Annotated in this window: 12 protein-coding genes; 1 reads left to right on the top strand and 11 read right to left on the bottom strand. The window is 40.1% G+C overall.

The genetic code is table 11. The annotated features are described in order from the left end of the window. Positions 1-360: 360 nt before the first annotated feature. The 9 genes from ACWIB3_RS03200 to ACWIB3_RS03160 all read right to left on the bottom strand — a co-directional run bounded on the left by ACWIB3_RS03200 (position 361) and on the right by ACWIB3_RS03160 (position 8,075). Entirely contained in the window at positions 361-2,109 is a 1,749-nt protein-coding gene (locus ACWIB3_RS03200; RefSeq protein WP_454290845.1) for a tetratricopeptide repeat protein, read from the bottom strand. Positions 2,110-2,136: 27 nt separating this feature from the next. Then, positions 2,137-3,093, bottom strand: a complete 957-nt coding sequence (locus ACWIB3_RS03195; RefSeq protein WP_254530281.1) for a PstS family phosphate ABC transporter substrate-binding protein — start codon at positions 3,091-3,093, stop codon at positions 2,137-2,139. 35 nt (positions 3,094-3,128) lie between these two features. Continuing rightward, the gene (locus ACWIB3_RS03190; RefSeq protein WP_093099596.1) at positions 3,129-3,365 is read right to left on the bottom strand and encodes a hypothetical protein; all 237 of its coding nucleotides are present in this window, start codon (positions 3,363-3,365) and stop codon (positions 3,129-3,131) included. Between the two features lie 6 nt (positions 3,366-3,371). Further along, complete coding sequence (locus tag ACWIB3_RS03185) at positions 3,372-4,253, bottom strand: energy transducer TonB (protein WP_454290844.1); 882 nt, start codon at positions 4,251-4,253, stop codon at positions 3,372-3,374. A gap of 23 nt (positions 4,254-4,276) precedes the next feature. Next, the gene (locus ACWIB3_RS03180) at positions 4,277-4,834 is read right to left on the bottom strand and encodes an ExbD/TolR family protein (protein WP_185213226.1); all 558 of its coding nucleotides are present in this window, start codon (positions 4,832-4,834) and stop codon (positions 4,277-4,279) included. Between the two features lie 9 nt (positions 4,835-4,843). Then, entirely contained in the window at positions 4,844-5,500 is a 657-nt protein-coding gene (locus tag ACWIB3_RS03175; RefSeq protein ID WP_093099602.1) for an ExbD/TolR family protein, read from the bottom strand. Between the two features lie 99 nt (positions 5,501-5,599). Then, a complete protein-coding gene (locus ACWIB3_RS03170; protein ID WP_093099604.1) occupies positions 5,600-6,430 on the bottom strand; it encodes a MotA/TolQ/ExbB proton channel family protein in 831 nt (276 codons plus the stop codon). Between the two features lie 416 nt (positions 6,431-6,846). After that, the gene (locus tag ACWIB3_RS03165; protein WP_454290843.1) at positions 6,847-7,197 is read right to left on the bottom strand and encodes a translation initiation factor; all 351 of its coding nucleotides are present in this window, start codon (positions 7,195-7,197) and stop codon (positions 6,847-6,849) included. A gap of 2 nt (positions 7,198-7,199) precedes the next feature. Next, the gene (locus ACWIB3_RS03160; protein WP_185213228.1) at positions 7,200-8,075 is read right to left on the bottom strand and encodes a diacylglycerol/lipid kinase family protein; all 876 of its coding nucleotides are present in this window, start codon (positions 8,073-8,075) and stop codon (positions 7,200-7,202) included. A gap of 224 nt (positions 8,076-8,299) precedes the next feature. Here ACWIB3_RS03160 and metK point away from each other — a divergent pair, with 224 nt between their 5' ends. After that, positions 8,300-9,553: a methionine adenosyltransferase gene (gene metK / locus ACWIB3_RS03155; protein WP_454290842.1), complete on the top strand. Its 1,254-nt coding sequence runs from the start codon at positions 8,300-8,302 to the stop codon at positions 9,551-9,553. A gap of 173 nt (positions 9,554-9,726) precedes the next feature. Here metK and ACWIB3_RS03150 read toward each other — a convergent pair whose 3' ends face one another. Together ACWIB3_RS03150 and ACWIB3_RS03145 are read right to left on the bottom strand one after the other, a co-directional pair. Then, complete coding sequence (locus tag ACWIB3_RS03150) at positions 9,727-11,085, bottom strand: alpha-L-fucosidase (protein WP_454290841.1); 1,359 nt, start codon at positions 11,083-11,085, stop codon at positions 9,727-9,729. Continuing rightward, complete coding sequence (locus tag ACWIB3_RS03145) at positions 11,076-12,743, bottom strand: RagB/SusD family nutrient uptake outer membrane protein (RefSeq protein WP_454290840.1); 1,668 nt, start codon at positions 12,741-12,743, stop codon at positions 11,076-11,078. The genes ACWIB3_RS03150 and ACWIB3_RS03145 overlap by 10 nt, the downstream gene beginning before the upstream one ends. Positions 12,744-12,762 lie beyond the last annotated feature (19 nt).

Genomic DNA, 12,762 nt, shown 5'->3' with positions numbered 1-12,762 from the left:
TACACAGTAGAAGATTGGGCAAGCGGAACAAGATGAAAAGGTCAGAAAGTGGTCAAGTAACCAGCTTTCCTCAATAATCATTTAAAATTAGGTTAGTCCCGGTATCAAATCCCCTTATCGCATAATCAAGGCACTTAATATAAAAGAGTTGAGGACTTCATGGAACAATATACGGATTTCAACCAAAACGGCGTAGGGAGATCAACGCTTGATGACCGTTAACGTATTTGTATTTGGATTTAGTCCCGATTTCACCGCCTGGCCATTCAAATCCAACCACGGTCAATCCTCTTAAATTTCTAAATAATAATGGAGGCCGCAAAAAGCGGCCTCCATTATATAAATCTTGTTCGAACTCCCTTAAAGTGCACCCATCATCTGGGTAGCGAAGGCATCATCTGGTTTCAACTTCAATGTTTCCCCAAAATGTTGTTTAGCTTTAGCTGTATCACCTTTTAGGTATGCGAAGTAACCGATATAGTTATTGGCATCAGCAGCGTAAGTTTTGTTCGCTTCTTCTTCAGCTTTGCCAGATGCGGTAATAGCAGATAGCAATTGAGTGAATGAATCTACGAACAAACCTTTAGCGTTTTCTGGATCGTACATTACGTTATCCAAAGCTAATTCAGTTAATCCTTTGTAGTATAACGCAGGGATTTTGTATTTGTCAACAACTTCTTTTTTAGTTGATGCAGCTACTGTACCCAACGATTTTACTGCAGCCTCTAAATGTGGTCTAGCCTCATTCATCTTAGCAGTAACTTCTTCAGGAGTCAATTCAGTACCTTCAGGAACGGTTACCAATTTAGAACCGATGCCGTACTCAATCTGTCCTAAGTAGAAGTTTGAATCGAAGAAATAATCTGAGCTGTCGTTACTGGCAGGGATCCTGAAGATCTTAGCTGCGATTTCGTTCTCACCGTTCTTGAAGTATTCAAAGGCAGTTTCTGAGATTTCTTCATCATAGTTCTCATCTTCAGTCTGTTTAGTTTCAGCTACTTTCAATAGTTCAGCGCCTTTTGCAGCATCACCTGCTACTAAGTTTGCTAAACCAGCGTACAGGTAGTCACGACCGATCAAACGTGCAGTATCAACTTTGCTGAATAAAGTGGTCATGTACTCCAATGATTTTGGATAGTCTTTATCTTGCAAGAAAGAGATGTAACCTAAGTAACGGTATACTTTGGCATCAACACCTTCCACAGTTGATAATTCTTGAGCTACTGTTTTCAATTCATCGTAGTTACCTGAATAAACCAAGAAGTCAGCGTAACGTACTTTAGCATCAATGGAAGCATCACCTGTCAGTGACAAGTATTTTTTATAGTTTTCAACTGCTTTCTGGTTGATTTCACGGTATTGCTCTTCAGGTGCTTTGATGGATGACAAGTAATAAGTTTCTGCCAATTCACGGTAGATTGGACCATATTCTGGGTTTTCACCAGCCAACGTGGTCAATTGCTCTAATACTACGTCATAAGCTTGCGCTCTCCTTGAAATGATTGCTTGACCAATTTTTGGAGCCAATAGTTTGTCATCGATTGCCAAAGCGTCACGGTACGCTACGAATGCAGGGCTACTTTCGCGCAGTCCAGCGTAAGCATCACCTAATGCTGTAGGGATTAAGGCATCCTTAGCATTCATTTCCTTCGCTTTGGTCAAGTATTCAACCGCTTTCTTGTAATCCGGTTTTGGGGCATCAATGTACGCTCTACCGATAAAGTAAGGGATTTCATACTCTTTTTTGCCTATGCCTTGTGAAGCTTCTGAGAACTTTGTTTCAGCGGCACTCACGTTTCCTTTTTCAAGGTCTACGATACCTAGACCTACAGTATTCAATTTTTCCTTAGGAACGTTCGTTACACCTTCCTGGAAAACGATCTGTGCTGAATCGACCTTATCGTTGATCAAGTGGATTTGACCTAAGTAAAAATAGTTTTCACCATCTTTTGCCTTTTTCTGAACTAAATTTTGCAACATAGCTTTAGCTTTGTCATATTGTTCAGCTTGAATTGCAGCCTTTGCATCTTTGATACTTTGAGCTTGTGCTGTTCCTGTAGCAAAAGCTCCCGCAACCAAAAGGCTTAAAAATAATTTGCTGTTTGTCATAATCTGTTATTTACTCTTTGTTATAAACTAATTTATGTTGTCTTCTCGTATGATAATTTCTCGACCTGGCATCGTCACGGGCAATAACCCATATTTCAGCACAATCCGCTGCCCACGGTCTCCTGTCAAGAAAGCAGAAAATCCAATTCCCAAACCCAAATTTGGTTGATAATTCAACACGTGAAACTCTGTCTTCAGAGCGTATTCATCGGTAGCAAACGTGGTCTGGGAAGGCTTGAAAAAACCAAGGTTTTTCCCGTCTTTCAAACTTTGAAGGCTTAAGATACGAATTTTATTTTCTTCTCCAAATTGTGAAACGCAATCTAAATATTGACCATAGGACATTACACCGATGCTATTTGCATCCGTTAATACCTCTTCTACAACCTCCTTGGAGGTCTTCATACCTTTTACAGATTGCCCTGAGACTTTATCCAATTTTACAAATTCTTTCACGCGTCGAAGAGTACTTGAATTCACATTGTCAAAAACCAAACGTTTTCCCGTATTGGAATCACCCTTCAATAAAGATGTTAACGTCGGAATATCGATTGAAGTATCTCTAGCGCTCAAATTATTGAAAAAAACCACCCCATCATAGAAGGCCGGAAATGTCCTCGGGCTAATTTTTCGACTGCTGAAACCCGCATTTTCTTCCTTGTTCAATAACCTGCTCAAAATCGCAATATCCGCCTCGCCTTTAATTAAAGCATTGATTGCTTCGCGTTCTGGCAATGGAATCAGTTTGATGTTCGCATTGACATAGGATGTCTTGAAAACCTCTACCTGTTCCAGCATGATTGGAAGGACTGCTTCATCAACAATGACCGAAAGTTCACCTGTCAATATATCATCTTTTGAAGTGCCAGCGCCTGCTGTCGTGCTGTCTGCACTTTCCTGTCCTTTATTTCTATTTTGTGAACAGGAAATCGCTGAAGCTACAATCAGAAGCATCGCCAGTACATACCATAATCTACCCTTCATATTATCTTAGAATGATTTAATGCCTCAAGGATTAATTAATTCCTGAAATTATTTTGCCAAAGTCGGGCAAAACGCATAAATGAATAGACGATTAGGAGTATCCCGAAGATCTTTTTATAGGTTGGATCGATCTCAATTGGAAATCCGCTCCAAAAGATGATCAACAATCCCAACACAAAATAAAAGAGGAACATGAATAGTCCTAAAATGGACAGAAATCGCTGTGTGGGCGATTTCTGTCTAAAATTATTTCTTGTTGAATGATTCGACATATCGAATTACATTTGCGACAAGTCTAAGCGAATTGGCAATGAATAACGAACTGGAACCGGACGACCGTTTTGGATAGCTGGTTGCCATTTCTTTGATTTCTTCAATGCAGTGATCGCTGCTTGACCTGTACCGTAAGAAACGTCTTTTACCACTTTGATATCTGTCAAAGCACCTGTTTTGTCAATCACGAAGGACAACTCAACTGTACCTTTCACACCTGCATCGATTGCAGCTTGTGGATATTGAAGTGTGCTCGATACGAACTGGCGGAATGCATTGATACCTCCTGGGTAAGATGCTGGAACCTCAACTGCCTCAAAGTCATAAACTTTGTTAGCATCGCCGTCCACCTCTCCTTTTGTACTACCCGTGATAGCACCTTCCACTTTCTTCGGACCGAACTCTCCAGTAGGAACACCTGATGCACCTGGGGTACCTTTCAGGGTAATACGTGCTGGAGTAGCGTTTTTCTCTTTAATCTCTTCTTGAGAAACAACCTCTTCTTTTACTTGTCTCGCATCAACAACCTTAGGCTCTGGGAAACGGATTAGGTCTTCCGCCGGTGGTTCCTCAGCGATACGTTGAGGTGGCTCTTCCTCTTGAGGTAGTGGCTCTTCCTCTTCAGGTGGTTCAGGGATCTCTAAATCCTCTAAAGTAACTGGAGTAACTTCTACTACTTCCTCAACAGGTTTCTCAGGAAAAAGCTTTATATCGAAGGCTTTGATAGCCGTGAAAGCAAGGACTACTGCCGAAACTGAGAATAAAGCGATGTTGGTAGCTTTTGGTGCGTATTTACGCAATGCATATGCTCCGTATTCTTTATTTCTATTCTCGAAAACGACATCTAGCCATTCTTTCTTAAATAAATCTAATTTTGAACCGATCATTTTTTTCCTTTTTGTCTGATGAATTATTCGTTATAGATTCCGTTTGTTTTCAAAACCTCAACTTCTTCAGGTTTGATTTTCGAAATCATGAAACGTTTAACATCAGTGATTTTCATTTCATCTAGTATATCAACGAGGTTACGTTGTACTGATCTGTCACTTGGACGGATTACGACGATTAGGTCTTTTCCTCCTGACACTTGCGGAACCTGAGCTTTCTTCTCAAGGACGATCTTTCTGATTCCTTCTTTGCTATAGTCTACTACAGCGGGTGCCGAGATTGGGTTTGCTAATTGTCCATAATACCAAGCGATCTTGTTATCTGATCCTAGCAATAAGGTGATCGAACGGTTATCTGCGATTTCAATCTCAGGGTTCAACTCATTCTTGTCCTTATTCTTATCAGGCATGTTAACATCCATGGCTTGTGGCTTGTTCAAGGAAGTTGTTAGCATGAAGAAAGTAATCAGAAGGAATGCTAGATCCACCATCGCGGTTAAATCTACACGACCTCCATTTTTCTTCGACCTAACTTTGCCGCCTTTTTTGCCGCCGCCGGAGTCTTGATTTAATTCTGCCATTTTCTCTTATTATTTTTCCTGACGTAAACCGGTAACAAAGAAGAATTTGTTTTGTTTTTGGTTTCTCAGTGTTTCAATAATCAAATTCATTACCGCGTACTTCTCTTCCGCATCTGCTTTGATCGCTACTTTCATCGCTCCTGGATCTGACCAGTTCTTCACTTTGGTCTCTTGGTCACGGTTGAATTCTACCGTTGCCAAGCGAGCCTGTTGAACCCAATGATACAACTCGTTTGAAAGTTCTTCGGTGCTATCCACGGGGATACCTGGTTGAACCTCTAAAGTACGTTTGTCATTTGGTAATGAAAGTAGGGCACGCAATTGCTTGAAAGGTACTCCAAACTCATCTAGTCCTTTAAACTTCTCATAATCTTGTTCTGAGAACGCAACACCATATTTTGCCGACATATTCTTAAGAGTTTTTACGCGAACCTCAGGGTTCTTCTCTCCAAAAAATACTTTCCCTTGGTTACCTACGGTGATAACTGCTAAGTTATCGTCCGGTAATTTATCCAACGTAGTGGATGCAGGGGTGTCTACGGGCATTACTTCTGGCTGACGTGCAGTTGCTGTCAAAACGAAGAATGTAAGAAGCAAGAAAGACACGTCACACATCGCCGTCATGTCGATCGATGTGCTGGCTCTTTTTACTTTTGCTTTTCCCATTTCTTTACTTCTTTAATGTGAACACTCTATTTCTTTTTAATAATGATGCGAAACCGTTGAACATTGCATAAAATAAATTCAACTTTTTTTCGAATCTTCTTATTTGTGGTTTGCAGCGTATGTTTGTACGATTGAGAAACCAGCCTCGTCAATAGAATATGTTAACGTATCGATCTTAGAAGTTAAGATGTTGTAGAAAATAATCGCGATTGTTGATGTACCGATACCTGTAGCCGTGTTGATCAAGGCCTCAGAAATACCGTTCGCTAATTTTGCTGAATCTGGTGCACCACCTGTAGCTAAAGCCGAGAACGCTTTAATCATACCTGTTACTGTACCTAATAGACCTGTCAATGTACCAATAGAAACTAATGTTGCGATAACGGTTAAGTTCTTCTCTAACATTGGCATTTCTAAGGTAGTAGCCTCTTCAATTTCTTTTTGGATTGCTAATACCGATTTCTCTGTATCTAATCCTGGATGTGCTTCAACATCTTTATATTTTAAAAGACCAGCTTTGATTACGTTCGCTACGGAACCTTTTTGCTTGTCACACTCTTGGATAGCTGAATCAATGTTACCTGATCTCAATAATCCTTGTACTTTTCTTACGAAGTTACCTACGTTTCCTGTTCCAGATGCTTTACCAATAACGATAAGACGCTCGATTGAAAACACCCATACCATTAAGAATAAACCTAGAAGAACTGGTACTACGTAACCTGCATGGTAAACCATACCGTAGTAGTTACCTGGTTTTGGTTGGTTCGCTGGATTCTCATCGATAAAGTTTGAAGGATCACCCATCACAAACTTGTAAACCAAGAAACCAATTACTAGACAAATGATAATTGCTAAACTTGCAAATAGATTACCCGCATTGCCACTCTCTTGTTTAGCTGGGGTTGTAGTTTTTGGTGCGTTTGCCATTTTTTACTAATTTTTAGATTTTTTACTGTTGTTTAATTATTAAGTTAAATTCAATTTAATGCAAGCTAAATGCCGTTATTTTACATTAATTCAAAACAAATATAGCATTTTCTGTTAAAAACAAAATTAATTTGAAGATATCTGATTATTTAACTTTTAGGCTGTGTTACCTACTCATTGACGTTCTTCAGCAGCTCTCAAATCAATGCTTCTTTTGTCGTATCACATAACGGTTGAATATTCCATATTTTTTACAATGAAAACCATTTTTTTTTTGAATTGCAAATTATCAAATCGTTAAATGTTAAAAATAAGTGAGTATTTACTTACAATACCGCCCGCCTTTGCACCCCCTATTTTTAACCAAATCCCCATTATTTCTTTGTTTTTTAAACGTTTACAGGACAATTCCATGTTTAACCACCAAAGGATTTAACTTGGTACTTCTCGGAAGTTAAATATTGTATAATTTTTTCTTTAAAATCACCTTGTATCAATATTTCACCATCCTTGGCACTCCCCCCTACGCCACATCGCTGCTTCAATTTACGGGCTAAATCATCCAAATCTGAACCAGTCCCTATAAATCCCGTCACGATGGTCACAACCTTCCCCTTCCGCTGTTTCTTGTCCAAGCCGACCTTCAGTTTCTGCTTCTCATTGGGAATGGTGTCCTCTTCCTCCATCCCATCCGAATCGGTATATTCATAATCGTCAGAGGTCGAATAAACGATCCCTTCGAATCTTTGCTTCTTCTGTTTTACCATAACTAACAAATAATCTTGAGGGCATTGCCCTGCACTTCTATATCAATCTTGTTTCCTAAATCCATCGGCTCTCCATCCAAATGCAATGGTGCCTTTCCCTCCTGCTCGATACAGATCTTCTTCCCTGGTATTATTTCTACATACTCGGATTGGTCCGCAGTCTTGTTGAAGAGATGGAAGATCATCATCGGTAATGTATATAACGGAAATTTATGCACAATACATACATCCAATACCCCATCATTGATGGATGCATTCGGCGCAATGTAGGCGTTATTGCCATATTGCGGTGAATTCGCAACCGATATCATAAAGGCCTCCCGTTCGTAGACCTTACCATCAATGTTCAATGTGTATTTCTTAGGCTTATACTTACTAATAACGTTAATTATCGTGCGAAGGTATCCAACCGGCCCCCTAAATGTTTCCGAAGCAAAGCGATCACTTACTGAAGCATCAAAACCGATACCCGCAATATTGAAGAAACAACGTTCCCCGATCTTTCCACAATCGATGTCGACCGATTCAAACCGATTGATCCTGCGCAAAGCCGCAGACTCATTCATCGGAATACCTAAATAAAGCGCCAATCCATTCCCAGAACCCTCAGGGACAATGCCCAATGGAATATCACTGCCCACCAAGGCCGTCCCTATTTCATTGATCGTGCCATCGCCACCTACGGCAATGACGGCATCGTACTGCTCATCTATCGCAGATTTAGCAAGTTCATAGGCGTGATTAGCGTGATTGGTAATCTTAAACGTCGGGTCAAATCTGTTTAAATCCAGTACTTCGAGTACCTGTTTATTAAACGTTGTTTTCTTCTTCCCACCAGATACTGGATTGATTACAAACAGTATGCGTTTCTTTCTCATTTACGTCATTTAATTCCGCTAAAGATAATAATTTGGTTGAAATACTTTTTAAATATTGCAAAGTATCGTAGCTTTGTGCCACACAAAATGTGGACTGATTTGCATTTAGCATTATCATAATGTAAATGGGAGATTGCAACCACAGTAAAAAAGTGCTAAAACCATTCGGGACAAATGATTTTTCACATACTGCCTGCTATTCCCTTCAAACGTTTATTATTTTTATGGCATATTTATTTACCTCCGAATCGGTATCTGAAGGACATCCTGACAAAGTCGCAGACCAAATTTCGGACGCTTTAATCGACAACTTCCTCGCTTGGGATGAAGATGCCCGCGTAGCTATTGAAACCTTAGTTACTACTGGACAGGTGGTTTTAGCAGGTGAAGTGAAGTCCAAAATCTACTTGGACGTTCAAAAGATCACTCGCCAGGTTATAGAAAAAATCGGATATACTAAATCCGAGTATATGTTCGAAGCGAATTCCTGTGGAGTTCTTTCGGCAATTCACGAACAATCCGCCGACATCAACCAAGGGGTAGATCGTATCACAAAACAAGAACAAGGCGCTGGTGACCAAGGTATTATGTTCGGTTACGCCAATAACGAAACCGAAAACTATATGCCCCTGGCATTGGACCTTTCCCACCGTCTTTTATATGAACTTGCAGGTCTAAGACGCGAGAACAACGAAATCCAATACCTTCGCCCCGATGCTAAATCACAGGTAACCTTGGAATATGATGACAACCATAAACCGGTTCGCATCGACACCATCGTGATCTCAACCCAACATGATGACTTCGCTTCTGAAAAAGAAATGCAGGCGAAAATCCAATCTGATATTGAAAACATCTTGGTTCCTCGTGTAAAGGCTCAATTGAAACCTGAACTACAGGCGCTATTCACAGATAAAATCAAATACCACATCAACCCTACCGGTAAATTCGTAATCGGTGGACCTCATGGCGACACCGGTTTGACAGGCAGAAAGATCATCGTCGATACTTACGGCGGTAAAGGTGCGCACGGTGGCGGTGCTTTCTCTGGAAAAGACCCATCCAAAGTGGACCGTTCTGCAGCTTATGCCACTCGCCATATTGCCAAAAACTTGGTGGCAGCGGGTGTTGCTGACGAAATCCTGGTACAGATCTCTTACGCTATCGGTGTAAAAGATCCTATGGGTATCTATGTGAATACCTACGGAACCAACAAGGTGAACAAAACTGATGGAGAAATCGCAAAGATCATTGCTGAGCTGTTCGACATGACTCCTTACGGCATTGAAACACGCTTAGGCCTTCGTAACCCAATCTACGCTGAAACCGCAGCATATGGCCACATGGGAAGAACACCAAAAACGGTAAGCAAAACTTTCGAAAACTCGAATGGCGAAACCAAAACTTTGGAAGTGGATCTTTTCACTTGGGAAAAGCTAGATTTTGTCGAGCCAGTGAAAAAAGCATTTGGTCTTTAAGATCAAAAACATAAATAAAAACGCTTGAAAATTTCAAGCGTTTTTTTGTGCAATGCTCCGGACCTTGCTTTGACCTTATTCGAGACACATTCGGAAAATTCGGAATGTGTCTCGAATAAGGTCAGAATAAAATCGAGAAATTTTGGTGAATCCATCAAACATCTAGACCAGTCTCAGACTTTAAAAATCGAAAAAGCCTTAATTTCAGGAGATCCTTCAGAATCAACTATGGTTAATCTAACTTTGGATGTATAAATATCATCAAATTTTTGGATTCTTTTGTTCCCTATTGATTCCCCAGAACAAATCTCGACCCATTTATTTCCGATCCATGCTTCAACTTTATACTTCCTTATTATTTCACCGTTCCTAATATTCTCTTGAATAATGATCTGATTAATATCTTTTGGTTGTTTCAGGTCAAGGTTGACTGAATTGCCAACAAGATTTTTCTGAGATTTAATAGGGTTTGAGGAAATCTTTAGCAATTCATGCCCAAACTCTTCAAGCCTTTGAAAATCTTCCTCTGGCACTAACCCACTCGTGTCAACTACGATCCCTAACAACATATTGGAGTTTCTTCCTACGCTAGTATAATAGGAACTGACCAATTGCTCTAAAGATAGCATATCTTGTCCTGATTCTTTCCAAAACCACCCTCCTTGCCATCCTGTTCTAAGTGGAAAATCAGCTTCTCCAGGGCACCAAATTTTACCATTAGGACTCCCGCTCAGACCATCAATGACAATAGTCCCTGTCGCAGAGGTGGTAAAATCAGATCGACTCCAGTTCGGGTAAGGAGCTCGTCCCTCTTCATTCCCGATCCAACGAATCAAATTATTTGCGTCATTGGGGCCCTGAAATACCACCGCATCAGGCTGCAACCTTTTCAATAAGGGTGCTAGGTCTGGCCCGCCTTCATTTACAGGTAAAACTCCACCATCGAACCAAATTTCAAAAAGCTTTCCATAATTAGTCCACAATTCCGTTAATTGAGTCTCAACAACCTTATTATACTCTTCTTGGGTTATGGGCGATCCTTCCTGGACTTTACCGGGATTATCCACATGTAAATAACCGTTTGCAGAGGCACTAGCATAGATCCCTGGCTTGAGTCCATATTTCTTACAGGAATTGATGAAATCAAGGACTAGGTATCCCTTTCCATTCTTCCAGGGAGAATTACTAATATTATAGTCATGTGCTTTTGTAGGCCACAGACTAAATCCAGAGCCATGCTTTGCAACCAGGACAGCATATTTTGCTCCTGCGGCCTTGGCAGCCCTGATCCATTGATCAGTATCCAATTTACTGGGATTAAATATGGATGCAGGAGGATGTGACCCCCATTTTCTCCAGTTATAATCGGGCACATAATTCACCACATCAAAATGGAACATCGCTCCAATTTCTGCTTCCGCCCAATCAACTTGGGCGGAAGAAGGCTTTACTTCCTTTTGTTGAGCCAAACAGGTCCCTCCAAAACAAAGGAAAAACAGACAAATCGCATATTTCTTAATTATCATTTCCATCCCGGGTTCTGGGTTAAGTTAGGATTTAAACTGATTTCTTCTAGTGGTATCGGGAAAAGATACATCTTATCATCCCACAGCCTTTTTTCAATTGAGGTATATAAACGGACATAATTATTTTGATTTACAATTATCCCATTTACTTGAGAAGCGGGATATTTTGCTTTCAGCTCGGGCGTTAGCTTCATCCCCAGTATTGTTTCTGGCTTTTCAATTCGTTTACCAGCCTTCCATCTTAATAGGTCATCAAACCTGAATCCTTCATCGGCCAATTCCACCCTTCTTTCCCTTCTAATTTCATCGATTAAAACAGACACTTCGGGAAATGAAGACTTAGGATCACGCTTTAAGGTTGATATGGTCATTTCAGCCATCCCGACCCTTTTTCTCAATAGATTAATGCTTTTGTCAATGTCTGCCTGTGTGGCAAGGCCCAGTTCCGCCTTTGCTTCCGCATAGATCAGCAAAATCTCTGCATATCGAAATATAAAGAAATCCAAAGTCGATTGATTCGCTTGCCACATTGCTGGATCGGAACTTCTCCCTTTTATCAACTGATAGCCCGTATTAGCCGTATTGGTCCCTATTCTTGGAAGATCAATGACATCTTTAGAACCATCGCTATTTTGCAAAAGTACAAACCCTTTGGTAGCAATAGTCTGTTGTGCTCTCGGATCTCTATTTGCAAATTCATTTTCAGGGGTATCCTCACCTTTATATTGAGGGCTCAAAGCCGTAGGTAATCCATCTATACAAAGGTAATTCTGAACAAAATCTTTACTATATCCTGTCCCAGATTCACCTAAAGTCCTACTGATTCCATTCATCAATATACTTTGTAAAAACCGGCGTCCTAAAATAGACTCTGGATTACTATTTAATTCTTGTTGGATGAACAGATTATAATAATCCGTCTTAGGATTTCCTGTTGTGAAGAGTGAGAATTTCTTTGAATCCATAATCAGATCTGTTGCCTTCAAGGCTTCCTGCAAATATTTCTCACTTCCTTCAACATTAAAATATTTCCTCCTTGTGCCTTCCCATAAACATATTCTAGCTTTTAAGGCCGCTGCTGCATATTTATGAATTCTTCCAGCTGAAACATTATCTGCAGGAATATTCTCTACTGCAAAATTTAGGTCAGCTAAAATAGAATCCATGACAATATTACGGGATGTTCTTGGGGCATATAGTTCAGGGCTGTCTTCCGTCAAATCTTTACTGTACCATGCCACATCGCCATATCTTTTTGTTAATCCCCAATAAAATAAGGCTCTAAAAAACCTGACCTCACCTGCATATTGATTTTTGACAGCTTGTGAAGCTTCAGCATTCATATATCGCTGTAAAAAATAATTTACGTTCCTGATATTCGTCCAATTGTAAGAAGCATCCGCTGTAGGTACCACATATTGACCAGCTAAAAAGTTATTGATACTACTTGGCACCTTATCATCAGACTGATTGTCCTGGATAAAATTTTGAGCAGGTAGTGAAGGATAAAACTGATTTGCATAAAGCATCAGATCATTTTCATTCTTAAAAAACGTGGGTTCCGAAATTGAAGAAAGCGGAAACCTATCTAAATAAGTATCTTTTTTGCATGAGAAAAGCAAAACCACTTGACTTATTAATATAATTCTTATTATAGTTTTCATATTCAAAGTTCTTTAGCAA

Source organism: Sphingobacterium sp. NPDC055431 (genome assembly GCF_053644255.1).
This window is presented reverse-complemented; position numbering and strand designations above follow the sequence as displayed.

What these genes read in the sequence shown, in the direction of transcription:
- ACWIB3_RS03200 (WP_454290845.1), bottom strand. Translation starts at nt 2,109, where the DNA reads ATGACAAACAGCAAATTATTTTTAAGCCTTTTGGTTGCGGGAGCTTTT.
- ACWIB3_RS03195 (WP_254530281.1), bottom strand. Translation starts at nt 3,093, where the DNA reads ATGAAGGGTAGATTATGGTATGTACTGGCGATGCTTCTGATTGTAGCT.
- ACWIB3_RS03190 (WP_093099596.1), bottom strand. Translation starts at nt 3,365, where the DNA reads ATGTCGAATCATTCAACAAGAAATAATTTTAGACAGAAATCGCCCACA.
- ACWIB3_RS03185 (WP_454290844.1), bottom strand. Translation starts at nt 4,253, where the DNA reads ATGATCGGTTCAAAATTAGATTTATTTAAGAAAGAATGGCTAGATGTC.
- ACWIB3_RS03180 (WP_185213226.1), bottom strand. Translation starts at nt 4,834, where the DNA reads ATGGCAGAATTAAATCAAGACTCCGGCGGCGGCAAAAAAGGCGGCAAA.
- ACWIB3_RS03175 (WP_093099602.1), bottom strand. Translation starts at nt 5,500, where the DNA reads ATGGGAAAAGCAAAAGTAAAAAGAGCCAGCACATCGATCGACATGACG.
- ACWIB3_RS03170 (WP_093099604.1), bottom strand. Translation starts at nt 6,430, where the DNA reads ATGGCAAACGCACCAAAAACTACAACCCCAGCTAAACAAGAGAGTGGC.
- ACWIB3_RS03165 (WP_454290843.1), bottom strand. Translation starts at nt 7,197, where the DNA reads ATGGTAAAACAGAAGAAGCAAAGATTCGAAGGGATCGTTTATTCGACC.
- ACWIB3_RS03160 (WP_185213228.1), bottom strand. Translation starts at nt 8,075, where the DNA reads ATGAGAAAGAAACGCATACTGTTTGTAATCAATCCAGTATCTGGTGGG.
- metK (WP_454290842.1), top strand. Translation starts at nt 8,300, where the DNA reads ATGGCATATTTATTTACCTCCGAATCGGTATCTGAAGGACATCCTGAC.
- ACWIB3_RS03150 (WP_454290841.1), bottom strand. Translation starts at nt 11,085, where the DNA reads ATGGAAATGATAATTAAGAAATATGCGATTTGTCTGTTTTTCCTTTGT.
- ACWIB3_RS03145 (WP_454290840.1), bottom strand. Translation starts at nt 12,743, where the DNA reads ATGAAAACTATAATAAGAATTATATTAATAAGTCAAGTGGTTTTGCTT.